Origin of the sequence: Mucilaginibacter angelicae (assembly GCF_042434235.1) — a bacterium.
Lineage (GTDB): Bacteria > Bacteroidota > Bacteroidia > Sphingobacteriales > Sphingobacteriaceae > Mucilaginibacter > Mucilaginibacter angelicae.
In genome coordinates, this window is record NZ_JBHLTS010000018.1 from 186,883 (window position 1) to 211,571 (window position 24,689).

Annotated in this window: 20 protein-coding genes; 18 read left to right on the forward strand and 2 right to left on the reverse strand. The window is 45.4% G+C overall.

The features are described from left to right. Positions 1-28: 28 nt before the first annotated feature. From ACFFGT_RS07015 to ACFFGT_RS07030, 4 genes are all read left to right on the forward strand, one after another. A complete protein-coding gene (locus ACFFGT_RS07015; protein WP_377021804.1) occupies positions 29-373 on the forward strand; it encodes a hypothetical protein in 345 nt (114 codons plus the stop codon). A gap of 448 nt (positions 374-821) precedes the next feature. Further along, positions 822-4,262, forward strand: coding sequence for a ThuA domain-containing protein (locus tag ACFFGT_RS07020; RefSeq protein ID WP_377021805.1), 3,441 nt, complete (start codon positions 822-824; stop codon positions 4,260-4,262). Positions 4,263-4,381: 119 nt separating this feature from the next. Beyond that, positions 4,382-5,239 carry a sugar phosphate isomerase/epimerase family protein gene (locus ACFFGT_RS07025; RefSeq protein ID WP_377021806.1) on the forward strand — a complete coding sequence of 286 codons (858 nt, stop codon included), beginning with the start codon at positions 4,382-4,384 and terminating at the stop codon, positions 5,237-5,239. 3 nt (positions 5,240-5,242) lie between these two features. Then, positions 5,243-6,178 carry a sugar phosphate isomerase/epimerase family protein gene (locus ACFFGT_RS07030; protein ID WP_377021807.1) on the forward strand — a complete coding sequence of 312 codons (936 nt, stop codon included), beginning with the start codon at positions 5,243-5,245 and terminating at the stop codon, positions 6,176-6,178. A 30-nt stretch (positions 6,179-6,208) separates the two neighbouring features. On the opposite strand, the gene ACFFGT_RS07035 is transcribed toward ACFFGT_RS07030, so the two are convergent. Further along, a complete protein-coding gene (locus tag ACFFGT_RS07035) occupies positions 6,209-6,730 on the reverse strand; it encodes a protease (RefSeq protein ID WP_377021808.1) in 522 nt (173 codons plus the stop codon). 167 nt (positions 6,731-6,897) lie between these two features. Between ACFFGT_RS07035 and ACFFGT_RS07040 the strand changes: the two genes are divergently transcribed. Further along, positions 6,898-8,019 carry a metallophosphoesterase family protein gene (locus tag ACFFGT_RS07040; RefSeq protein ID WP_377021809.1) on the forward strand — a complete coding sequence of 374 codons (1,122 nt, stop codon included), beginning with the start codon at positions 6,898-6,900 and terminating at the stop codon, positions 8,017-8,019. Between the two features lie 54 nt (positions 8,020-8,073). On the opposite strand, the gene ACFFGT_RS07045 is transcribed toward ACFFGT_RS07040, so the two are convergent. Further along, complete coding sequence (locus ACFFGT_RS07045) at positions 8,074-8,670, reverse strand: FMN-dependent NADH-azoreductase (RefSeq protein WP_377021810.1); 597 nt, start codon at positions 8,668-8,670, stop codon at positions 8,074-8,076. A 416-nt stretch (positions 8,671-9,086) separates the two neighbouring features. On the opposite strand from ACFFGT_RS07045, the gene ACFFGT_RS07050 reads away from it, so the two are divergent. Genes ACFFGT_RS07050 through ACFFGT_RS07110 form a run of 13 tightly spaced genes read left to right on the forward strand, consistent with a single transcriptional unit; the run spans position 9,087 to position 24,675 of the window. Further along, a complete protein-coding gene (locus ACFFGT_RS07050; protein ID WP_377021811.1) occupies positions 9,087-9,671 on the forward strand; it encodes a contractile injection system cap protein in 585 nt (194 codons plus the stop codon). Positions 9,672-9,709: 38 nt separating this feature from the next. Next, entirely contained in the window at positions 9,710-10,894 is a 1,185-nt protein-coding gene (locus ACFFGT_RS07055; RefSeq protein WP_377021812.1) for a hypothetical protein, read from the forward strand. A gap of 18 nt (positions 10,895-10,912) precedes the next feature. Next, entirely contained in the window at positions 10,913-12,367 is a 1,455-nt protein-coding gene (locus tag ACFFGT_RS07060) for a contractile injection system sheath protein (protein ID WP_377021813.1), read from the forward strand. An 11-nt stretch (positions 12,368-12,378) separates the two neighbouring features. Next, complete coding sequence (locus ACFFGT_RS07065) at positions 12,379-14,394, forward strand: phage tail sheath C-terminal domain-containing protein (protein WP_377021814.1); 2,016 nt, start codon at positions 12,379-12,381, stop codon at positions 14,392-14,394. Between the two features lie 34 nt (positions 14,395-14,428). After that, positions 14,429-14,860, forward strand: a complete 432-nt coding sequence (locus tag ACFFGT_RS07070) for a phage tail protein (protein ID WP_090524162.1) — start codon at positions 14,429-14,431, stop codon at positions 14,858-14,860. A 2-nt stretch (positions 14,861-14,862) separates the two neighbouring features. Next, positions 14,863-15,321, forward strand: a complete 459-nt coding sequence (locus tag ACFFGT_RS07075) for a phage tail protein (RefSeq protein ID WP_114937092.1) — start codon at positions 14,863-14,865, stop codon at positions 15,319-15,321. A 4-nt stretch (positions 15,322-15,325) separates the two neighbouring features. Further along, positions 15,326-15,508 carry a DUF5908 family protein gene (locus ACFFGT_RS07080; protein WP_377021815.1) on the forward strand — a complete coding sequence of 61 codons (183 nt, stop codon included), beginning with the start codon at positions 15,326-15,328 and terminating at the stop codon, positions 15,506-15,508. Then, positions 15,508-16,179: a CIS tube protein gene (locus ACFFGT_RS07085; RefSeq protein ID WP_377021816.1), complete on the forward strand. Its 672-nt coding sequence runs from the start codon at positions 15,508-15,510 to the stop codon at positions 16,177-16,179. Before ACFFGT_RS07080 ends, ACFFGT_RS07085 begins: the two co-directional genes overlap by 1 nt. A 6-nt stretch (positions 16,180-16,185) precedes the next feature. Then, positions 16,186-17,937: a type VI secretion system tip protein VgrG gene (vgrG, locus tag ACFFGT_RS07090; protein WP_377021817.1), complete on the forward strand. Its 1,752-nt coding sequence runs from the start codon at positions 16,186-16,188 to the stop codon at positions 17,935-17,937. A gap of 10 nt (positions 17,938-17,947) precedes the next feature. Beyond that, positions 17,948-18,238 carry a PAAR domain-containing contractile injection system baseplate protein gene (locus ACFFGT_RS07095; protein ID WP_330859102.1) on the forward strand — a complete coding sequence of 97 codons (291 nt, stop codon included), beginning with the start codon at positions 17,948-17,950 and terminating at the stop codon, positions 18,236-18,238. Positions 18,239-18,241: 3 nt separating this feature from the next. Continuing rightward, positions 18,242-18,664 (forward strand): gp25 family contractile injection system sheath assembly initiator, encoded by a 423-nt coding sequence (locus tag ACFFGT_RS07100; protein WP_377021818.1) that lies wholly within the window; start codon positions 18,242-18,244, stop codon positions 18,662-18,664. A 9-nt stretch (positions 18,665-18,673) separates the two neighbouring features. Then, positions 18,674-21,967: a baseplate J/gp47 family protein gene (locus ACFFGT_RS07105; protein WP_377021819.1), complete on the forward strand. Its 3,294-nt coding sequence runs from the start codon at positions 18,674-18,676 to the stop codon at positions 21,965-21,967. Next, on the forward strand, positions 21,964-24,675 hold the full coding sequence (locus ACFFGT_RS07110; protein WP_377021820.1) for a contractile injection system baseplate wedge protein: 2,712 nt from the start codon (positions 21,964-21,966) through the stop codon (positions 24,673-24,675). Before ACFFGT_RS07105 ends, ACFFGT_RS07110 begins: the two co-directional genes overlap by 4 nt. Positions 24,676-24,689: the final 14 nt, after the last annotated feature.

Consider the following 24,689-nt stretch of genomic DNA (forward strand, 5'->3'; position numbering starts at 1 on the left):
TGGATTTTTTAACCTAAGCTATTTTTTTATGAAAGAGTCAGCAACATTTCACCGTCCGTTTTTGAGAACAAAAGGATTTTCAACCTTTCACATTCAAATTTTTGAGCTGATACTGCTTGGCAAAGCCAACCGCGAGATCAACAGGCTTATGGGGTACACACCTAAATCGCACATGGTGGTTGACCATTCGCGCCAGGTTATGAACAAGCTGCTCTCATACGAGGGCCTGTGTAAACGTGACTATAAGGATAGGGTGGTATATCCTCGTAAATACCAGTTCTGGTGGAAAAAGCTGCTCGAAAAACACAGGGATACCCTGATTCAGAAAGCTATAATACCTGAGTACTACGAAGATGTAGCACCCGGCATTTAAAGATCATGGGGCATGTTGTTAGTTGATGTGCCCTGGGTTGTAATGGTTAGTACGAGCCCCGCAGATAAGTTTCTGTGGGGTTCGTTGGTTTTATGATCTCTTGTTTGTAGAGACGCATCACATGCGTCTAACATAGGACAAGGCGTATGCAAATCGTTAATTCAAATTGTTTGCATGCGGGAGACGCATGTGATGCGTCTCTACAATTAAATTTTACAGCAGTAACAATTCAATTACAAATCCATCCCCACCTAAAATAAAAGTGTAATTAATACACGGTGAATGTTTTAAATGGTATTATTGTGTAAGCCAATTGTTTGAACAGCCCTTTTTAGCAGTACTGCATTTATATTTTTTTGCCTTGTACATAAATCCTTTTAGCAAGGCAAAGAGTTAATGCCGCTTTGATTGCTGTCAGCAAAAATGTAAACCAATAATAACCTCAAACATGTCATTAAAAACAAAACTCACCTTCGTTTTTTTGACAGGATTAACTTTCCTGCTTTATTCCTTTAAAAAACCATTTGATAAGCCACGTGTGCTGGTATTTTCCAAAACTTTAGGCTGGCACCACTCATGTATCCCCTTCGGGATATCGGCTATCCAAAAATTAGGTAACGAGAACGGCTTTGATGTGGATACTACCACCAATGCTGCCAATTTTAATGACGATAACCTTAAAAAGTATCAGGCCGTAGTATTTAACTGTACCACAGGTAACGTGCTTAACGCCGTTGAGCAAGCGGCTTTTGAGCGTTATATCCAGGCAGGAGGCGGCTTTATGGGCGTGCACTCTGCTGCCGATACTGAGTACGACTGGCCATGGTACGGCAAACTGGTTGGTGCCTATTTTTCAAGCCACCCCAATAATTCAAATATCCGCAAGGCTACGATTGATGTAACCGATAAAAGCCAGCCGGCCACAGCCAACCTGCCTTCAAGGTGGGAGCGAACTGACGAATGGTATAATTACAAATCCATTTACAGCGGTATTCATGTGCTGGCAAGTCTTGATGAAAATACCTATGATGGCGGTACCAACGGTGCTAATCATCCTATAACCTGGTATCATGAATTTGACGGCGGCCGGGCATTTTACACAGGCTGCGGCCATACCGATGAAAGCTATAGCGATCCGCTGTTTTTGGGGCAGTTGCTTGGTGGCATTAAATACGCCATGGGCAATGGTAAACCGCTCGATTATGGTAAATCATACTCCAAAGTAGCGCCCGATCAAAGCCGTTTTATAAAGACTGTGCTGGTGAGTAATATTGCCTCGCCCATGGAACTGGCTGCTGCTAAGGATGGCCGTGTGTTTTTTACCCAACTGATGGGCAATTTTTCGGTTTATAATACCAAAACCAGTAAGTTTAAGGTGATCCACAAATTCCCGATCACTTATGAAGGAGGTACAGGCGTAATCGGTCTCACGCTTGATCCTGATTTTGATAAGAACCAGTTTGTTTATATCTATTATATGCCTGCCGGGCAAACCATTGAGCCGCTTAATTTTCAGCTTTCACGCTTTAAGTTAAGTCCGGCGGATGTGCTCGACCTCAAATCGGAAAAGATTTTGTTTAAAGTGCCTGTGCAAAAGGTTAGCGGTGCGCATCACGGTGGTTCATTAGCCTGGGATAAGGATAAAAACCTGTACCTGTCTACGGGTGATAGCTCAAGCCCGTTCCCTTCCGATGGTTATGCACCGCTGGATGAGCGCCCCGGTACGGAACATTATAGCCTTGACGCGCAACGCAGCGCGGGCAATACCAATGATTTTAAGGGAAAGATCTTACGCATCCATCCCGAAGCTGATGGAACTTACACCATCCCCGAAGGAAATCTTTTCCCCAAAGGCACTGCCAAAACCAAACCCGAAATTTATGTAATGGGCTGCCGTAACCCTTACCGGATTGCGGTAAACCCCAAAACATCGGTTTTATACTGGGGCGAGATTGGGCCCGATGCAGGTAATGATTCGCCGCGCGGTCCTCGCGGGTACGATGAGTTTAACCAGGCCCGTAAAGCCGGTAACTTTGGCTGGCCATATTTTGTGGGCAATAATTTTGCCTACTCGCACTGGGATTTTGTGAACGCCAAACCGGGGCCAAATTTTGACCCTAAAGCACCGGTAAATAATTCGCCTAATAATACCGGGCTTAATGTGCTGCCGCCTGCCATGCCTGCCATGATCTGGTACCCTTACGCCGCTTCGGATGAGTTTCCTGAATTGGGTATGGGCGGCCGCTGTGCTATTGGCGGTGATTTTTATGAGTTTGATAAGAATATTAAAAACCCCAATAAATTCCCCGAATATTATGACGGGGCATTATTTGTGGCCGACTGGATGCGTAACTGGGTAATTGACCTGCGTTTTGATAAGGACGAAAACTACTTGCGTAACGAAGCCTTCATGCCTGCCAACGGTGATTTCAGGCGGCCGATTGATATGGAGTTTGGCCCGGATGGTGAATTATATATGTTAGAGTATGGCTCGGTTTACGGTGCTCAAAATGAGGATGCCCGTTTGGTTAAGATAGAATACAATACCGGCAACCGTGCACCTATAGCAAAAGCCAGCATTACTGATACGGCTGCATTTAACAAGTTTGCCAAAACCAAATTTTTAACCGTAGAACTAAAAGAGTTCCCGGCTAAAAAGGAAATAGCAGGGCAGGCCCCGCTTAAAGTAAGCTTCAGCAGCCAAAACAGTAAGGATTTAGATGATGATGACAAAATTACTTATCAATGGCTGTTTGATGGCAAAACCGTTGGCGCTACTACACCATCAGCGAGTTATACTTTTACTAAACCCGGCGTTTATAAAACCATTTTAAAGGTAACCGATAAAGGTGGCTTAACCGGCCGGGATACTGTGGTAATTAAGGTTGGAAACACCAAACCGGAGATCACCATTGCCAGCGCCGATAACAAATCATTCATCTGGAAAGGAAAGCCTTTCAAATATCATGTGGTAGTTACCGACAAGGAAGACGGGAAGATCGATCCTAAAAAGGTAAAACTGTTTTATATCTACAATCCGCAGCCATCGGCCAATAGCACTACGCAAAGCCTTACAGCTTTGTCAACTACCGAGGTGAGTTATCCGGGCAAAGGATTGATAGCCAATAGCGATTGTAAATCGTGCCACACCATTAACAAAACTGCTGTGGGGCCAAGCTTTATGGCTATTGCCAATCGTTACAAAACACAAAAGGGGGCTATTGATCAGCTTTCCAAAAAGATAATTGCGGGTGGCGCAGGTAGTTGGGGTACCGAGCATGTGATGAGCGCTCACCCGCAACTATCAGGCGCCGATACGCGGGAGATTGTGAAATACATTTTTTCGCTTACTGATAAAAAGAGCCCCGTTTTGCCACTGCCATTAACGGGTACGCTTAATTTGAAATTTAATGATGCCGAACCGCGTGGCGAGTATACCCTGCTGGCTTCTTATACCGATAAAGGCGGTAAAGTTGTTGGTCCGCTGAAGGCTACGGATATGGTGGTTTTGCGAAACTCGGCTGTTAAAGCTGTTTATGCCGATGAGTTGAAAGGCTTTAACCGGTTTAAGAATGACCTATCTGCAGGAAACCATAAATCGTACGTGCTGTTCAGGAATATCGACCTGACCAATATCAGTAAGTTTGCTTACAAATACGCGTCGAAGGATTATGACGGCGAGATAGAGGTGAGAATAGATTCGCAGGCCGGGCCGGTGATCAGTTCAGTAGCCTACCAAACAACAGGTGCATGGGATAAAACCGGCGAAGTGACTGGTGAGTTGAACAAACCGGTGAGCGGAAAGCATGATGTATATTTCTTCGCCATAAAACATTCTAAACCAAGCGATGGTATTTTAAACCTGAAGGATATTCAATTTGTTGAGTAGTTTTAATTGTTAATAACGTCATTGCGAGGTACGAAGCAATCGCGAACTTTACAGAGCGAACCTGCTAATCGGGGATTGCTTCGTACCTCGCAATGACGCATTTTTTATCTTCAAAAACCATGAAAAAATCACCCATTCTTATAGCCCTTTTAGCCGCCATGGCTTTGGGGCAGCATAAAGCCTCAGCACAAGGCAAACCATTGTTTACCTCCCCAATTGGTGTGCAGGCATACACGTTTCGCAGCAGTATGCCCAAAGCTACGGCTGCTGTGCTGGATACCATTAAATCATTGGGTATTACAGAAATTGAAGGCGAGGGGCCAAAAGGGATGCCGCCCGAAGAGTTCAGGAAGATGTGTGATGACCGGGGCATCAGCATCCCATCAACCGGGGCTGGGTATGATGCTATTGTTAATGATCCGGGCAGTGTGATTAAACAGGCCAAAATACTGGGCGCCAAATATGTGATGGTGGCCTGGATTCCGCATGGTAAAGAGTTTACTTTAGATGATGCTAAAAAAGCCGCTGCCGATTTTAATCGTGTTGGTAAGATCCTGAGCGAAGCAGGTTTAACATTCTGTTACCATAATCACGGTTACGAGTTTGGTACTTATAACGATGGCACGCTGTTCGATTATATCGCCCAAAATACCGACCCTAAATATGTTTCGTTCGAGATAGATATCTTGTGGTCGTTCCATGGCGGGCAGGATCCTGCTGCTTTGATCAACAAGTATCCGTCACGAATGAAGCTGATGCACCTGAAAGATATCCGCAAGGGGATAGCTAATGACCTTACCGGCGGTACCGATACTAAAAATGATGTGGCTTTAGGCACAGGCCAAATTGATATCCCCGGGGTGCTGAAAGTTGCAAAAAAGGCCGGGATCAAGCATTATTTTATTGAGGATGAAAGTCCGTCGTATAGCGAACAGTTGCCGGTTACCATTGCCTATCTGAAAGGTTTAAAAGATTAGTATATGAACAATTTAAACCGCAGACAAGTGTTAAAAGCGATAGGTTTAGCCACAGGTGCAGCAGTGTTGGGCGAAGCAGAAGCTGTAGCAGCACCGATAGCCCCCAAAGCAGGCAGCGGCTTTGTTTACTCGTTAAACATGAGTACTATCCGCGGTCATAACCTTGGCTTTGTTAAGGAACTTGAGGTGGCTGCCAAAGCCGGCTTTACTTCGGTTGAGATCTGGATTGACACCCTGCAAACCTATCTGCAGGGCGGCGGCTCATTAAGCGAAGCCAAAAAGATCATCGACGGGTTGGGGCTTAAAATTGAAGATGCCATAGGCTTTGCCCAATGGCTGGCCGATGACGAGGCTATCCGCAAAAAAGCGCTGGTACAATTGCAGCAGGAAATGGAAATGCTGGCACAGATAGGCTGTCATCGGATAGCAGCCCCACCAGCCGGAATGACTAAAGGCCCGGTTCTTGATCTGGATGTGATTACCGAACGGTACCTTACCATCCTGAAAATGGGTGAGCAGGCAGGGGTTATGCCTCAACTGGAAATGTGGGGCGGATCACAAAATTTAAAACATATAAGCCAGGTACTTTATGTAGCAACTCAATGCAGCAACCCTAATGCCCGTATGCTATTGGATGTGTTCCATGTTTTTAAAGGCCAGTCGACTGTAGAGAGCCTGAACTATGTTGGGCACCATGCATTGGATATTTTTCACGTGAACGATTATCCAGCAGGCATCAGTCCTGAGCAAATTTCCGAACCCGACAGGATCTATTGCGGTGATGGTATTGCCCCGCTTAAACAGATCCTGCAAATAGTTAAAAACCCCGAACGGCCATTGGTGATCTCGTTCGAGGTTTTCAATAAAAGTTATTATGCGCAGGATGCTTTAACGGTGGCTAAAACAGCGTTGGCAAAAATGAAGGCTGTGGCCCCCTAACCCCCTGAAAGGGAAATTACTTGCGATTGTTTAATGCGCGCCATAAACAAACTCAACACTGTCTTTCACTGTAAGCCCGCTCATATTTTGCCCCACATAAATTACAGTATATTTTGATGGTTTACTGATATCATAAGCCTTTAGCAGGTCGACAGTAGTTGATAAGCTATCATTAGGATTAACCTTAATATAGCTGCTGGCCGGAGGCGGCATCATTCTTTTAGCCATGGCGCCTTTGTATAACATTTCCTGTCCGCTTGCGTCTTTAACGTCGAGATATTTGCTCATGAGCGGCTCAAATGGTGTATGCCATTTGCAAAATTGCCGGCCGGTGTCGGCATCGTTATAAACCGTGAATTTTAGCTCGACAGGATCGCCAACTTTGATGGTGGGCTTTATTTGCATTTTGGCAAACAGGCTTGTACTTACAGTAATAGCAGGGCTTTGATTTTTAGCAGAATCGGAACCGGCAGATGTGTTTTTTACATTGTTAACACTACATGCCGATAAGGTTAGCAGGGTTGCAGATAAGATTATTTTGTAGTTTTTCATTCGGTAAAGGTAAACACTTCAATAGTCATCAGGCTGATGAATTATCTTATGAGTTCTTTTGACAATCATAAGTAGGCTTTAAATGAATAACCTTGTTCATCTTTTGTAAACATAAAACCCCAATTTAACCCTGCCTTAATATTAAGTTGCGTAATTTTGTGGGTATCATGGAGCAAATGATTTTAATTTCTTCATTAAAGCACACCAGCCCGGTTATCAAAAAAGATCAGCCGGATGACAGCTATAAATTTCAGCCGCTGCCCGATCCATCCGGCAATTATCCATATCATTTATCTGTACATGATGTGGTAACCGGTATTGCTGATGATAAAATGGTTTTTCATATGGTGGGCGATACCGGCAGTATCCGTAACCCCGGTTCACAAAGGCGTATAGCGGCTTTAATGGCCGCTCAATATAAATCGCTTTCAGGGGCCGATAAGCCTAAGTTTTTATACCATTTGGGCGATGTTGTTTACAACTACGGCGAGGCCCAAAACTATTACGATCAGTTTTTTGAACCTTACAGCCTGTATCCGGGGCCGATATTCGCCATAGCCGGCAATCACGATAGTGATGTAAATCCGGCTGCTGCAATGCCGTATCAAAGTCTTGATGCTTTTACAACCGTGTTTTGCGATACCGTTTCACGCCCGGTAGCGCTGAGCCGCAAATTAGACCGCAAAAGCATGCCGCAGCCCAATATTTATTGGACAATGGATACCCCGCTGGCAACTATCATCGGTTTGCATACCAATGTACCTAAATACGGCGTTGTTACCCGCGAACAGCGGGAATGGTTTATGGAGGAGCTGAGATCGGCCGATCTGCAGCGGCCTGATAAAGCTGTTATCCTTTGTATGCACCATGCCCCATATTCGGCCGATATTAATCATGGGGCCAGTTTGCCGATGATTGATTTTTTAGAAGGCGTTTTTGCAGAAACCGGCATCCGGCCAGATATAGTTTTTAGCGGACATGTGCATAACTACCAGCGTTTCAGTAAACAATATGATGATTTAACTGTAGTACCTTACATTGTAGCCGGTACAGGAGGCTTTGACGAATTGCACCCCATTGCTTTAACAGATAACGAAGGCTTTACTGCTGAAGATTCACGGTTTGATGGTGTGAGCCTTGAAAAGAACTGCGATTCCAGGCATGGCTTTTTAAAAATAAGCCTCGAACGCAACAACAGGAGACTTACACTAACCGGAGATTATTATACAGTTGCCGATGAAGACGAACATACATCTGTTTTAACGGATAGCTTTGCTGTGAAGATCTAAAGGATAAAAAACATAAACAAAAACGGGAGGTTTAACCTCCCGTTTTTGTTTAAATTAAAGTTCGATAGCCTGGATCGCTTTGTCCAAAGCTGTTTCCTGTAAACCAGGCACTTTTACACCTTCAACCCTGAAGGTTTTAATATCCGTCATTCCCATAAAGCCTAATACTGCTCTTAAATAAGGCTCAGTAAAGTCATAAGCTTTCATAAATCCTTCTGAATAAACGCCCCCTGATGAAATGGCCAGGTATACTTTTTTATTTTTAACCAACCCCTCGGGCGCTTTTCCATCGTATTTGAAAGTTTTACCTGCGCGGGCAATATGGTCAATCCATGTTTTTAAGGTTGATGGGATCCCGAAATTGTACATAGGGGTATCGATCACTATGGCGTCGGCACCCATCAGCTCGGCAATGGCTTCGTCTGAGTGTTTAACGGCTTCAACAAGCTCAGGCGTCCTTTTTTCTTCGGGGGTATAAAAAGAAGTTAGGTGCGCTTCTTCCAGGTGCGGAAATGGCGTGGCTGTTAAATCGTGAGTGGTTAAAGTATGATCCGGATGGGCCGATTGTAATTCGTTAACAATGGCATTGCCTAATTTTACGCTGAATGATGCTTCGCCCTGCGGGCTGCTGATGAGATGTAATATTTTCATTGCTCTATATTTTGTGAAAGCAAAACTACCTTACTTAACTATCAAAAAGATACTACTATCCTAAAGGATACCGGTATCCTTTAGGATAGTATGCCATTTTTTAGATATATGTTTGAACATCAGATAAATATGCTGTTTGCGTTTAGCCTGATTATCCGCGTTGTATGATTTATGCAGTTTTAAAAATCAGTACGTCATAACGCCAGGCTTATGGACTGCAAAACCTCGTTTTTATTAAAATTTAAAGGTTTTGTGTTCTTTTAACCCATTCATTACCACGTATTTATACGTGGGGCGATTGCGTATAAATACGTGGTAAGTAGCGTGCATACACTTGCATGTTACTTAAGCCAGATGCCCAACTTTGAAATAACATCAGCAGCCAAACTGCAACCACCTATAAACATCTAATTATCATGATTTACCAGACCTTAAGTTTTTTAACTGAGCAGTTGAACAACTACTTCAAAACAACCGATGGCAACAGCGGGCTCAGTTCAAGTTTTACCCAGCTTAAAAATGTAGCCCACCTGAGCGATGACGAGATCAAGGGGCTTGAAAATGTTCTGGTAACACTGGTAAATATTTCCGAAGAGTTTACCATGAAAAACATACCCAATTATGTGCGCAACGGCGATGATATTAACTATCGTAACGCACCCATGTACCTTAACCTGTATGTTTTGTTTTCGGCCTGTCTTCATTCATCCTATGAAAAATCACTGATCTTCCTGTCATATATAGTTGAGTTTTTTCAGGGGAAGAACACTTTTACCAAACAAAACAGCCCGACTACAAAAGTTGGTCTCGGCGATTTTCGCCTCATACTTGATATCTACTCGCCCACATTTGAGCAGGCCAATTACCTGTGGAGCACGCTGGGCGGCAAACAATTTCCATATGTACTGTACCGCGTTCGCCTGATTGAAATACTGCGCGACAATGTGACCGAAACACGCGGCATTATTAAAAAGATAGAACTGAGCGATAAACTGAGTTAACGATTAGTGCGGGCGATTAACCTATAAATTATAACCCGATGGTACTTGACCTGAACTACGAAACGCTATTTGAGATTGCCATCAGTCATCATTATCACCTGGATGACGGTGCCACGCTTTTTGACACGCTTAGTGCGGATGCGCGCCTGGCTATGCTGGAGCGTTATGATATAGGCAATTTCATGAGCGTAACGCCTACCAAAGCTACCAGGGCAAAGTTTGCAGGGTTGCACATAGTTTATAAACAAATAGAAACAGGCATTATCACCGGCATCCCGTACACTTTAAACGGCACCAAGGAGCAGCCGCAGATAGTACCGGCAGATAGCACTGTATTTAGTTTTAGTGTAGCCATTAATGACGGGCTTTTTGCCAACTACAGTTCGCTGCCTTTAAAAGCACCGGATGGTATGGTGTACTTTTTTACCAACGATCCTTCGTATTCGCCGCGTGTGGCCCCTTTTTTAACTGCCACACCTAATGTATACAAAGCCGCTACCAGTTATTACCCGGGCGATATGCTGGCTGATAACCAGGCCGCGCCAACCAAATTATTCATCGCCCAGCAAAAAAATAGCCTTAACCCTACGGTTGCAGCCACACCTGCAGGTAACTGGATCACCGACCCGCTGGTAGGCGGAAAACCTTTGGCTTATGCAAGCAGTAACGATCTGATCCGTCAGTGCGGGCGCATATTTACCTACCAGGTAACAGTGGCAGGCAAAGCTCCTGTGCTTACTATAAAAGATCGGGCCGGAAACGTGATAAATGTGCTTACCAGTATGGAAACAGGCCCCTTGAATATCATAAAGGCCGATATGGGAAGCTTGCCGGAAGGTTTATACACAGCTCACCTGGCCGATACGGGTTATACCGATGATTTTCCGTTTTACTATAGCATGGATGCATCGGCCTGGGCTTTTATTGATATCTGTGTTAAAACAAGCGGGGCTGCTTATAACCTGTTACAGGCAGATACTACGCTGAAAGCGCCGGTATTTAGTTTGCGGTTTAAAAACCGGGCAACTTACTGGCGGTACATAGGCCCAGCCTTTGGTGCAGCATCGGTAAGTGCCAATGCATTGCCGCTTACCAGGCAGGGTTTTATATCGGTAAAAGTAAACGACAAAAATAATAAACCTACTACCGTTGATCTGCCCAATGCTACGGCATCGCTAATTAAACCAGAAACCAATCAGATTTTTTCAGACATATTTTTTTAGGAAGTAAAAAACAGTAATATGGCAACAACATACAAAACTCCGGGTGTTTACGTGGAAGAAATTCCGCTCCTACCTCCATCGGTAGCCGAGGTTGAAACGGCTATCCCGGCCTTTATAGGCTACACACAAAATATTAGCTATAACGGGGCATCGCTGCAGAACAACCCTGTCAGGATCAAATCGCTTAAAGAGTATGAGCAGATCTTTGGCTTTGCCGAAAATACTTTGTTCACCACTACCGGAACAGCAACCGGTATCAAGATCAAAAAAGCGGCCGGTGTATTTTCATTTGATGCCGCAGTTGATGATCCTTATGCGGTCCTGAAATTCAGGATGTATTATTGCCTGCAGCTTTACTTTGCCAATGGCGGCGGCCCTTGTTACATTGTTTCGGCCGGGCAAACTGGTGCGGCTGTGGCAGTTGACAAAACCTTGCTTACCAATGCGCTTGCCGCGGTTCAAAAAGAAGATGAGCCAACCATCCTGCTATTTACCGATGCTGTAACCCTTACCGCCCCTGCAGATTATTATGGCTTATTTACAGCTGCATTAGCCCAGGCGGCCTTTTTACAGGATAGGGTAGTACTTATTGACCCTTATGTGGCAGTTGCCGATAAAGGAAAAAAAGCGTTTGGCGATATCGCAACCGCATTCCGTACTGCTATCGGGGTTAATAACCTTAGTTACGGTGCTGCATATTATCCATGGCTGCAAACCAGCATCAATTATTTCAGCGATGAAAGCAAACAGCTGATTGTTACTGGCACAGGCGTTACTGCAACGGATTTTCCGGCCACTGCCGTTTTGCGCGATGACAAGAACACGGCCAATTCTATCTATCATATAAACAGTGATCTGTATAACTATATTAAACAGCAAACCGGCCTGTTCTCGGTTATTTTGCCTCCGGCAGCTGCAATAGCAGGTGTGTACGCCTCTGTTGACAATACCCGCGGTGTTTGGAAAGCACCGGCAAATGTGAGCCTCAACCTGGTAGCGGCCCCAATGGTTAAAATTGATGATGCCGACCAGGAAGATATGAACGTTACCAGCACCGGTAAATCGGTAAATGCTATCAGGGCATTTTCGGGCAAAGGTGTATTGGTTTGGGGAGCGCGTACGCTGGCAGGTAATGACAACGAATGGCGCTACATATCGGTAAGGCGTTTCTTTAACATGGTTGAAGAATCTGTCAAAAACTCCACTCAACCCTTTGTATTTGAGCCAAATGATGGCAATACCTGGGCTAAGGTGCGTGGTATGATAGCCAACTTCTTAATACTGCAATGGCGTGCAGGTGCTTTACAGGGAGCGAAACCTGAGGATGCTTTCTTTGTACACGTTGGCCTTGGCGAAACCATGACCTCACTTGATATACTGGAAGGCAGGCTCATTGTTGAGGTGGGCATGGCTGTGGTTCGTCCGGCCGAGTTCATCATCCTTCGTTTCAGTCATAAAATGGTTCAATCTTAAATCAATTAATCATGGCTTATAAAACACCCGGAGTTTACGTGCAGGAAATTGCACTGTTTCCGCCATCAGTTGCCCAGGTTGAAACCGCTATACCTGCCTTTATTGGTTTTACGGCCTTTGCATTAACCCCCGAAGGTAAATCGTTAGTAAACGTACCAAGCCGTATAAAATCGTTGCTGGAGTTTGAAAGCTTATTTGGCGGCGGCTATGTGCCGGCAACTGTTAAAGTTACCGTTAACCCAGCCACAAATCAAATCCTGAGTGTTGTGCCCGATAAACGTTTCCACCTTTACGTATCGCTCAGGCAGTACTTTGATAATGGAGGCGGGCCATGCTATATCGTTTCGGTTGGAAATTTCTCGGCCGCAGTAACAGCGCCGCCTATAGCAGGTGGTATTGATACCCTGTCGGCCGAGGATGAGCCTACGCTGATCCTGTTCCCCGATGCGGTTGAGCTGGTAAGCGGCGGTAACCCCGATTTGGTTGCCTTCAGCAATTTGCAAACCAAAGCATTAGGCCTGTGTGCCACCATGCAGGACAGGTTTACCATACTTGATGTATTGCAGGGCGATAAAAGGCAGGATGTTAGCAATAAGCCTATTGATAATTTCCGGAGCTCCATAGGGATCAATAACCTCAACTATGGCGCGGCTTATTATCCCTGGATCATAACAAGCTACGATGTTAATGTTGATTTCAGGCAGCTGGAGTTTTGGAATAATGCAGCTCCGTCAGTCAAGATCACCAACTACGATGGCTTTTCAAAAAGCACTGATGAAAAGGCGCTGGTAACCAACCTGCAAAATGCCATAAAGGATACTGATAAAGTAATAGGGTCTGTTTTTAGCGCTGCTGCAGATGCAACAGCCCTGAGGGTAACCGGCACTGATGCGGTAAAGGCTAAGTTAACAACGCTGGCAAACAACATTGCCCAAAACGTAACACCCGATGTGCAGCTAACCGGTTACCTTGACTTGTTGGCGGCAATTGTTACAGCGGGTAAAAAGGCTAAAGATGCACCCGCCGTTGGCGCGCTGTATGGTAACGATATTGATGCGCTAAGTAAAGATCCAAAACTTGTAGCTGCTATTGCTAAACTGATAGCCTATGAAAAAAATGCCAAAGTAAGCGCCAATACAACTGCCGGCCGCAATCCCGCCCCCGTGTATTCGGTGCTTGACAATACACTGTGGTTACTTGATACATCGACTAATCCACCAACAAACAGAACCTACGCAGCAATAGTAGCTAATGCCGATAATTTTACCAAAGATGCAGCCGGGGCACTTTCAATTGTTCAGGCATTGCAGGATACCGTTGCCACAATTTTAACAGGTTTGGGCGCATTAATAAACGGTGCCTTGTTTTATGAAAACCTGGCCGAGCAGGCGCTGTTTTCGGGCAATGTATTTTTTGGTGCTGCAAACTCAGCAGTAACGCTTAAAATGAGCACTATTCCGCCATCGGGAGCAATTGCAGGGGTTTATGCCAATGTTGATGGTACCCGAGGCGTTTGGAAAGCACCTGCCAATGTGAGCCTTAACAACGTAATTGGCCCTGTTGTAAAAATTGACAACAGCGATCAGGACGATATGAACGTTACCGCAACCGGTAAATCAATCAATGCTATCAGGGCTTTTGCAGGCCGGGGTACTTTGGTTTGGGGAGCGCGTACTTTAACAGGTAATGATAACGAATGGCGCTACATCCCGGTGAGGCGTTTCTTTATCATGGTTGAAGAATCGGTTAAAAAGGCTACTTATCCTTTTGTATTTGAAAATAACGATGCCAACACCTGGACAAAAGTCAGGGTAATGATCCAAAACTTTTTAACGCTGCAATGGCGTGCCGGTGCCTTACAGGGCGCTAAACCCGAAGACGCGTTTTTTGTACACGTTGGCCTTAACGAAACCATGACTGCGCTTGACATTTTGGAAGGCCGCATGATAGTTGAAATTGGTATGGCTGTAGTAAGGCCTGCCGAGTTCATCATCCTCCGCTTCTCACATAAAATGCAGGAGAGTTAACTAAATCAATTGAATTTCATTTAAAACAAATAAAATGGCAAATTATCCTCTACCCAAATTCCATTTCCAGGTTGACTGGGGTGGCACACGCATCGGTTTTACCGAAGTAACCGGCTTACAGATTGAAACCGAAGTGGTTGAATACCGCGAAGGGAGCAGCAAGGAATACAACAAGGTAAAAATGCCCGGCATGCGCAAATACGGTAATATCACCCTAAAACGCGGCACATTTGCTAATGATAACGAGTTTTATGATTGGATGAACACCGTAAAACTTAACCAGATCGATCGGCGCGACCTTACCATCAACCTGCTTAATGAAGAGCATCAGCCGGTAGTTACCTGGTCGGTTAAAAATGCCTTCCCGGTTAAGATCCAGTCGGCCGATTTGAAGGCTGATGCCAACGAAGCAGCCATTGAAACACTTGAGGTTGCACACGAAGGTTTAACCATCAAAAACGGCTAATTATGGCCTTCGACGCTAAATCGGGTTATCCGCCTTTAGGTTTTCACTTTAAGGTGGTGTTTACGGGCATTGGCGATGAGGATATCGACAGCCGGTTCCAGAACGTATCAGGCCTTTCTATGGAAATGGAAACAGAATCCAAAAAGGAAGGTGGCGAAAACCGTTTTGAACATGCGCTGCCGGTAAGGGCTAAGTTTCCGGCACTGGTGCTGAAACGCGGGCTTATTACCGAATCAAAACTGCTGATGGATTGGTGTAATAACGTGTTCAATAATTTTATTATCGAACCTAAAGACCTTACCGTAAGCCTGCTTAACGAAGAACATGACCCGCTTTTAACCTGGAATGTAGTGCAGGCCTGGCCCAAAAAATGGAGTCTGAGCGATTTGAATGCCGAGCAAAACAGCATTGCTATTGAAAGTTTTGAGCTGCAATACCAGTATTACACCCTTCAAACCTGATGTTATGCCAATTGAGATCAGAGAATTGAATATCCGCGTGAGCGTAAACCAAAGCCCGGCCGAACAGGATTCAAAGCCCGCAGGAGGTGGGGGCGGTAGTGGCGGAGGAGGCGGTGGTAAGGACGAGATCATTGCCGAATGCGTGGAGCAGATATTGGAGATTTTGAAAAATAAAAACGAACGCTGATGGCCGATAATGTAACCAAAATGAAGATCGTGGCCTGGTCCGATCCGAAGAGCAAAAACGAGGAAGGCTCCATGATGGTGCAGGTGAACCCCGAAAGCTACAGCCAGAAGATCGAGATCAAGTATTCTGATAAGCAGGCACAGGGAACATCGGGCAAGTTGCCCAAGTTTTCCAAGATTGAGCCGCAGAAGATGGATTTCGAGCTGATGTTTGATCGTACCGGGGTTATCAACGGCGCTACAGCCGGTGAGTTAGGGGTTGACGAGGATATCGATAACCTGCAAAAGCTCATCATTGAATACCAGGGCGATAAGCACCGGCCAAGGTTTGTAAGCATCTATTGGGGAACGCTCCAGTTTGACGGGGCTTTGGAAACCATGGATATCAGCTACAAACTGTTTGATAGCCAGGGCCGTCCGCTTAGGGCTATTGTAAAAGCCTCGTTCATTGGCTCGGTTGAGGATAAAAAGCGGGTTGCCAAAGAAAATGCACAGTCGCCCGATTTAACCAAAGTAAGGGTGATCAATGAAGGTGATACGCTGCCGTTGCTCTGCTACCAGATCTACGGCGATTCAAAGTATTACATCGAAGTAGCCCAGGCCAACAGCCTTAACGATTTCAGGTACCTTAAAACAGGCACAAAAATCAAGTTTCCACCATTAAACCAGTAATAGATCATGGCAGATAGCCGCACCATAGAAACCACCCGGCCAGGTACCGTAGTTACCCCAATTGTAAAAATTGAGGGTACCGAGATCCCGCGCACCATGCAGGTGGAGGCTATGGTAATTGATAAAGGGGTAAACAGGATAGCTGCCGCCAAACTGGTGATCATTGATGGCGATACCTCGGCCCAAAAGTTTGATGCCAGCAACGGCGACCTATTTATACCGGGAAAAAACATTGAGATCCTTTGTGGGTACGAATCGGACAACTACACACTGTTTAAAGGTGTGGTTATCAAGCATAGCATCAAGCTGCGCAACAGTGGTTCACAGTTGGTTATTGAATGCCGTGATAAGGCCATAGCCATGACACTTGCCCGCCATAGTAAATACTTTGGCGATAATATTAAGGATAGCGATGCAATAACCACTCTTGCGGGTACCTACAGCGGTTTAACTGCCGATGTTGCCGATATGAACATCACTACCAGCGATTTGGTACAATATGAGGCTACCGACTGGGATTTCATAACCGGCCGGGCCGAATTGAACGGGATGCTGGTTTATACCGATGATAATACCTTATCCATTAAAAAACCGGAAATAAGCGGCACCGCGGTTGTGGAGCTGTCATTTGGCGCTACCATGCTGGAGCTGGATGCCGAGATTGATTCACGCATTCAGTTCCCATCTATAACCGGTCGCACCTGGAACCCGGCATCGCAGGAAATTGAAAAGGTTGATGCCAATCCGCCTTCGGGCGAACTGAACGGCAACCTGAGTTCTGATGACCTGGCAGGGGTGTTTAACGAAAGTAACTTCCACCTCAATCATGGCGGTAAGCTTTCGCAGCCCGAATTGCAGGCCTGGGCAACGTCTCTCAAGCAAAAACAAGTGCTTTCAAAAGTGCGGGGCAGGGTAAAGTTTAAAGGCATCCATACGGTTAAGCCGGGTATGATCATTAAGCTCAGTAACCTGAGCGATAGGTTTAACGGCAATACTTTTGTAAGCCACATTCAGCATCACATCTCTGCCGGCGACTGGCAACTGGAAGTACAATTTGGTTTGGACCCGCAATGGTTTACCGAAAAGTTTGAAACCAGTATAAAACCGGCTTCTGCACTTATCCAGGCAGTTCCGGGATTGCAGATAGGGGTGGTAACCCAGCTGGAAAGCGACCCCGACGGTGAATGCCGGATCCTGGTACGCATGCCGGTGATCAGCCCTGATGATCAGGGGATCTGGGCACGCGTAGCCACCCTGGATGCCGGTAAGGACCGCGGAAGTTTCTTTTTGCCCGAAGTGGGCGACGAAGTAGTAGTTGGTTTTTTAAACAGCGACCCGCGTAAACCGGTGGTGCTGGGCATGCTTAACAGCAGCAATAAAACTGCACCATTAACTGCCGCCGATGCCAACAACCAAAAGGGCTTTGTAACCCGCAGTAAAATGAAGCTGATTTTTGATGACGATAAAAAATCGGTAACCATTGAAACACCTGCCGGGAAAAAGATAACCATGGATGAGGATGCCGGGGCAATAGAGTTAAAGGATGAGAATAATAACTCGATAAAAATGAATAGTGATGGTATTACCATCGAAACCCAGGGTAAGCTGGTGCTTAAAGCCCAGCAGGATTTTAATGCCGAGGGGATGAACCTGAGCCTGAAAGCCAATACCGCTCTTTCGGCCGAGGGATCGGCCAGTGTGGAAGTAAAATCAAGCGGTACTGCAGCGCTTAAAGGCTCAATTGTACAAATAAATTAATAACAAAAAAATGGCAGCAGCAGCACGGATAGGCGATATGCACGTATGCCCTATGTTTACAGCCCTTGTGCCTCATGTAGGCGGGCCGGTAATAGGGCCGGGAGTACCAACAGTGCTCATTGGCGGTATGCCTGCAGTATGTGTGGGCGATATGTGTACCTGCGCCGGTCCGCCCGATTCTATAATCATGGGCTCGGCAACGGTGCTGATAGGGGGGAAACCCGCCGCCCGCATGGGCGATAGCACAGCCCATGGCGGATCGATAGTGTTAGGCTGCCCAACAGTAATAATCGGAGGCTGATCAATGGAACCAAAAATACCTTTTATAGGCAGGGGATGGAGTTTCCCGCCAAGCTTTGACAAGGCTGCCGGTAAAGTTGAAATGCTTACCGACGAGGCTGACATAGAAAGCAGTTTGGGCATACTGTTCACCACCCGGCTGGGCGAGCGCATTATGCAGCCAACCTTTGGGTGCGATTTGCAAAAAATAGTTTTTGAGGCTGTTAACCTAACGCTCAAAACCTATATCAAAGATTTGATTGAAACATCCGTGCTGTACTTTGAACCCAGGATAACGCTTAACAGCACTGAGGTTGACAGCAGTATGGATAACGAAGGGATTTTGCTCATTAAGCTTAACTACACGGTGCGTACCACCAATTCAAGGTACAACTATGTGTTCCCTTTTTATAAAAATGACATTACCAGCATAACTACCAACCAATAACCACTAACCATGGCCTGTAACGATAAAAATCCGCTTCAACGTGATGGCTCAAGCCAGTCACAGCGCTTCCTGAAAGCGCTTGACCCAGCCTACGCCCCAATTGAGGAATTGGGCATGGAAGACTGGCTGACGTTCGCGGCTGCTTATGCCGATAAAATAAACTACTATACCCTTAAAGACAGCAACTACCCGCAAGGTGACTGGAAGCCGTTTTTCATCCAGGATAAAAAAGCGCTGCAGGATTTTTTGAAGCAGGTTGAGGTGAAAATGCAAAACGCAGGTTTGGGCTTTCCCGACTCAAGCATTAAAAGCGATGTAGAGCCGCACCTGGCGCTGTTCATGTGTTTCATTATGCTGCTGCAGCACTCGGAAGATGCTTTGAACCAGTTTACCGGCCGTCATCTTGATTTTTACTTTAAGCGGGTATTGCAATTGCGCAACCGCCCCGAAGTACCCGATAAGGTACACGTAATATTTGAACTGGCCCGTAACCTCACCGGCTTTTTACTGCCGCAGGACACAGCGCTTGATGCCGGTAAGGATAAAAGCATCAAGCCTAAGCCGGTTGTTTTTAAAACCAACAGCGAACTTGCCGTAAACAGCGCCACCATAGCAGCCATGAAAAGCTGGTACCAATCGGCAGCAGATAAAAAAGTTGCTTACGCTGATGTTACTTTTTCGGCCGATGGTTTGGGTACGCCTTTTAAGGATGAGGTGCCTAAATGGAACCCTTTTGGTAGTAAAAGCTGGCCAACAGCATCTATGGGTTTTGCTTTTGCATCAAAAGTATTGCTCCTGAGCGAAGGCGACCGTACTATAACCTTAACACTTGACTTTACCGGGCTTGATCCCGTTGATCCTACTATACTTAAGCAACTGTTTAAAGTTTTTTTAACATCAGAAAAGGAGTGGCTTCAGGCTGATTTTTCTCCAACAGATCCCTTTAAACTTAATCAGCAGCAATTGGTTATCACCGTAAATGTACCGCTTAAAGCTAAGGCTATAGTGCCGTATGATCAGGTTATCCATAAAGAGAATTATAAAACCGACTTTCCGGTTATCCGCTTGTTAATGAATGTGCAGGACAATGCTTATCCTGTTTACCAGGCCTTAAGTAAGGCCAGGCTTGATGATGTGCGGATAGATGTTGTGGTAACAGGCATGAAAAACCTGGCCATTGAAAATGATAATGGCAAATTGGATCCGTCAAAACCATTTTTTGCTTTTGGAGCTGTACCCAAAATTCATTCAAACCTATATATTGGTAATACTGAGATTTTTCAAAAACAATGGACTGAGATCACCCCTCAGATTAACTGGAAAGGTGTACCAGAGCCAATAGAAGATTATTATAATGCTTACCGTGCAAGTTTCGTAAGTCCGTCTTTTACGCCAGGTACTTATAACATCATTGCCACTTCGGGTGCAGATGAATTTGGCGGGCGGGTTATACAAGATAAGAAAAGCTTTACGGCCAAGGTTTCGTACATAAAAGATGGGGATTGGTTTCCTAAGGGAGGTGGAAGCCCTATTGATATACTCGATCCTTCTTTTACATTAAAACCGGATGGGGTACCTCAGCCTGTAAACCAGGCTCCCAATTTTGTTAATCAATATCTTTACTTTAATGTATCCGGAGCGTTTAATTACGGGAGGGGCGTACAAGCCGAAAAAGCTCTTGTACAACAATATGTTCAACCAATGCAGTTCTTTTTTCCTACACTGGGGTTTATAGGCTTTCAGCAAACTGCTACACAAGTACAAACACAAACCGAAAATTTTTCGGCCGGGGTTAAGGACAACTACATCCGTATCAATTTAGACCGCGATTTTTTGCATAGTGAGTATCCTAAGTTATTCGCAGCCGCTATGATTAAAAAAGATGGGGTAGCAATTATACCATCGGTGCCTTATACCCCCGAAGTGGGTTCTATTACTATTGATTATAAAGCGTTTGCTAAAAACGATATTGATAAACTTACAGCCAGTAACAATAATGCCGATCTGCTGGCTGATTATGTGAACCATAACGTTCAGTTTTTTCACGAAACTCCGTTTGGCCAGGCCGAACAGCATGCTTTCCTCAAAAAACAATTCCATGGCCTTATTGATGGTAATATTACAGCCATACCGCAAGCGCCTGATCTGGCAGCTTTTTACATTGGTATTGCAGGTATTCTGACGGGATCGGTAGCCAGTATCCTTTTCCAGGTGGCCGAAGGCAGCGAAGATGCACTTGCTCCTTCATTTTCCGATACTGTTCAGCCCAAATGGTATTACTTATCCGGCAACGAATGGCTTGCTTTGGATAAAAGCAATATCATCAGCGATGATACCAACGATTTTTTACGCTCCGGAATTATCAAATTTTTGATTCCCGACGGAGCCACTACCAATAATACATTCCTCAACCAAAGCCTTACCTGGCTTGGGGTTGAGCTGCCAACAGCGGTAACAATCGATTCGGTTTGTAAGTTCATTAACGTGCATATCCAGGCAGCGGAGGCCGAATTTGCCGATAATGACAATGAGCTTTCGCACCTCGAAACAGGCTTAGCCGCAGGTACCATCAGCAAACTGGTTGACAGGCTGCCGCAAATCAAATCAATTACCCAGCCATATGCTTCGTTTGGCGGTTTACTGCCCGAGGATGACAGCGCTTTCCGCCTTAGGGTGAGCGAACGCTTAAGGCATAAGCACAGGGCAATTACTATTTGGGATTATGAGCATTTGGTAATGGCGCAATTTCCACAGGTGTTCAGGGTTAAATGCCTTAACCACACTAACGATGACATTGAAGTAGCCCCGGGCAGCGTAAGGGTGGTGGCTATCCCCGATATTCGCAACCAGATCAGTTTTGATCCGTTTAAGCCCAGGGTAAGCAAAAATACCCTGAGCGAGATTACCAAATACCTGGCTGGTTTAAACTCCATGCATGTTGACCTGCTGGCCATTAACCCCGATTACGAGGAAGTGATCCTTGATTTTAAGGTGAAGTTTTACTTCGGCTTTGATGAAAACCTGTACGCCGCCAAACTGAATACCGATGTGATCAATTACCTGTCGCCCTGGGCATTTAACCGTAATGCAGATATTGATTTTGGCGGCATCCTGTACAAAAGCGTGGTGATCCGCTTTATTGAAGAGCTACCTTATGTTGATTATATAACTGATTTTAAGATGTACTTCACAGCATCGGGGCCCGCAAACCCCGATGTTTTGGAGGCAGGCAATTCAAAGGCCATCCTTGTATCGGCAAAGCAACATTTAATTGATACCAAAACCATACCTACATGCCCATGATTGATCAGTTAACCATACCGAAACAAATTGATACCAGCCTTGGGCCCGAGTACAATGCTTTGCGCACCGAAGGCATGCAGCATATCCGCGACCTGGCCAGCGCCATCTGGACGGATTATAACGAACATGATCCGGGCATTACTACGCTCGAGATGCTTTGCTATGCGCTTACTGATCTTAACTATCGCATAACCCTTCCTGTCGAAAATATTTTAGCGGTTGATCATGACAATACCACCAGTATGCATGAGCAGTTTTTATCTGCCATAAAGATACTGCCCACCTACCCGGTTACGCCCGATGATTACCGCCAGCTGTTTGTTAGGATAGATGGTGTACGAAATGCCTGGATCAAAAAATCGCCCCACAGCATTATAGCCAACTATAAACAGCCTGATGGTAAACCCTTGCTGCGTTATGCAAAAACGGGAGAAAATGCCCAAACAGGTAAAGAGGTTAAATTTGATTTAAAGGGGATAAACGATATCCTGATAGATTTTGAGGACTTTCCTGAACTGGAGAACGATGCCGCCAAGATCAAAGTCAGGCAGGATGATATCATCAAACAAATAAAATCGGTATACCATTACTTCCGCGAGCTGTGTGAGGATCTTGACCAGGTAAAAGCGGTTGAAAATCAGGAGATAGTTATATGCGCCGAAATTGAACTGCAGCCCCAGGCCGATCCTGAAATGATCTGGGCTAAGATCATGTTTAATATAGAGCAATACCTTACGCCCGATATTACCTTCTACCTGCTTCAGGAACTGCTTGACAAAGGCATGCAGCCCGACGAGATTTTTGAAGGCCCGGTACTTGATTTTGAAAGCCTGCAGGGTATTGATGCCAAGTTTGCCAAACAAGGGTTCATCATTCCGGCCGAGCTTGCAGCGTCGCAATTACGTACGCAGGTCCGTTTGTCTGATCTGTACCGCATCATCATGGAAATTGATGGTGTGCGGCTGGTAAAACGCATTTCCTTTGGATTTTGCGGATGTACCGCGCCACAGAGCGAAGTCGCCGACAAGATCTATAAATCAAACGAATGGTTGCTTTGCGTGCAGGATGGCCATAAGCCGGTTTTGTGTGAAACCAATTCGTCATTCACATTTTATAAAGATGTGGTGCCCATTGAACTGAAAAAAACAGAAGCGCAGAAGGATCTTAACCAGCTCCGTAAAGACTGGCAGGATAATGTAGAGGCCAAAAAGATAGTCGACCTGCCGGTGCCCGAAGGCGATTACCGTGATATAGCCCACTATGAAACCCTGCAAAACCAGTTTCCCGAAAACTATGGGATCTCACCGCTGGGTTTGCCCGATACTGCCACGACCGAACAACGTTCGCTGGCTTTACAGCTTAAAGGATATCTGTTGTTTTACGACCAGGTGCTGGCCAATTACTTTGCCCAGCTTTCAAACGCCAGGGTACTGCTCACTGCCGATGACAGCATTCGTAAAACCTATTTCAGCAATACGGTGAACAGTATCCGCGATGCGGAAAAGCTTTTGGATGGTTTTGCCCAGTGGGAGCAAACGGTTGATGATGTAATTAAGGAAACCGGGCAGGATAATTATCCCGAGCGGAAAAATAAATTTCTTGATCATTTGCTGGCCCGTTTTGCCGAGCAGTTTAACGAGTACGTGTTTTTAATGTACCGCATTTATGGGGAGGATTACCAGCGCAATATCATCAGGCATAAGGTTAAGTTTTTAAAAGATTATGACCAGATGAGTATTTGCCGGGGAAGCGGGATGGATTTATACAATGCCAAAACTGCCGATCAGCAAATGGTGAATGTATCGGGTATGGAAAAGCGGATCTCCATGCTGCTTGGCTTCTCCAACTATAAAATGCAGCAGCTAAGCGTTGAGGATTACCTTTTGTTTAAGGCTGATGCCCTGCATTACAACTGGACAATATCGCAGCTCGGTATAGTTAAATTTAAAGGCAATGCAAATTTTTCAAAAGAGATTGATGCTTATGAAGACCTTGGCCTGGTGTCTGTACTGGCTTGTGACAGGGAAAATTATCGCTTAAGTCCAGGGGCAACTGCGGGTAAGTATGTGTATAACATAGCTAACTCCGCGGGTACATTGCTTACCCATAATGATATGGAGTTTAGCCCTGCCGCTATTGAAACCGAAATAGCGTTTATCATCAAATTTATGCAAAACGATTTCAAGATGGAGGGCATGTACGTGATTGAAAACATCCTGCTGCGCCCGCCATTTGATTATACCGGCGATGATAGCACCCATCACCAGTTTATGCCGGTTTGCCTCGACCCTAACGGGGTTTACTGCGAGCCGCTTGATCCTTACTCGTTCCGTATTTGTGTGATACTGCCGGGGTATAGCGTGAGGTTACGTAATACAGCCTTCCGTGCCTATGCCGAGCGGCTCATCCGTACCGAAACTCCGGCACATGTGCTGCCGCGCATTTGTTTCATCGGGCATGATCAGATGGTTGGTTTTGAAGCGCTTTATAAAGAATGGCTCGCTGCCAAACATATAGCTGTAAGTACTGATACGCCTATCGATCCGGTATTGAACAGCAAATTCATCGATCTGCTTGAAAAACTGTACACCGTTTATCAGCAGGGTCAGCTAAGCGATTGCAAAGAGGATACCCAGGAAACCAACCCTATAATATTGAACAAAACCAGCCTCGGCAATTTGCAGGGCGGCACAAATAATAACAGTTAAAACCTAAATGAAAA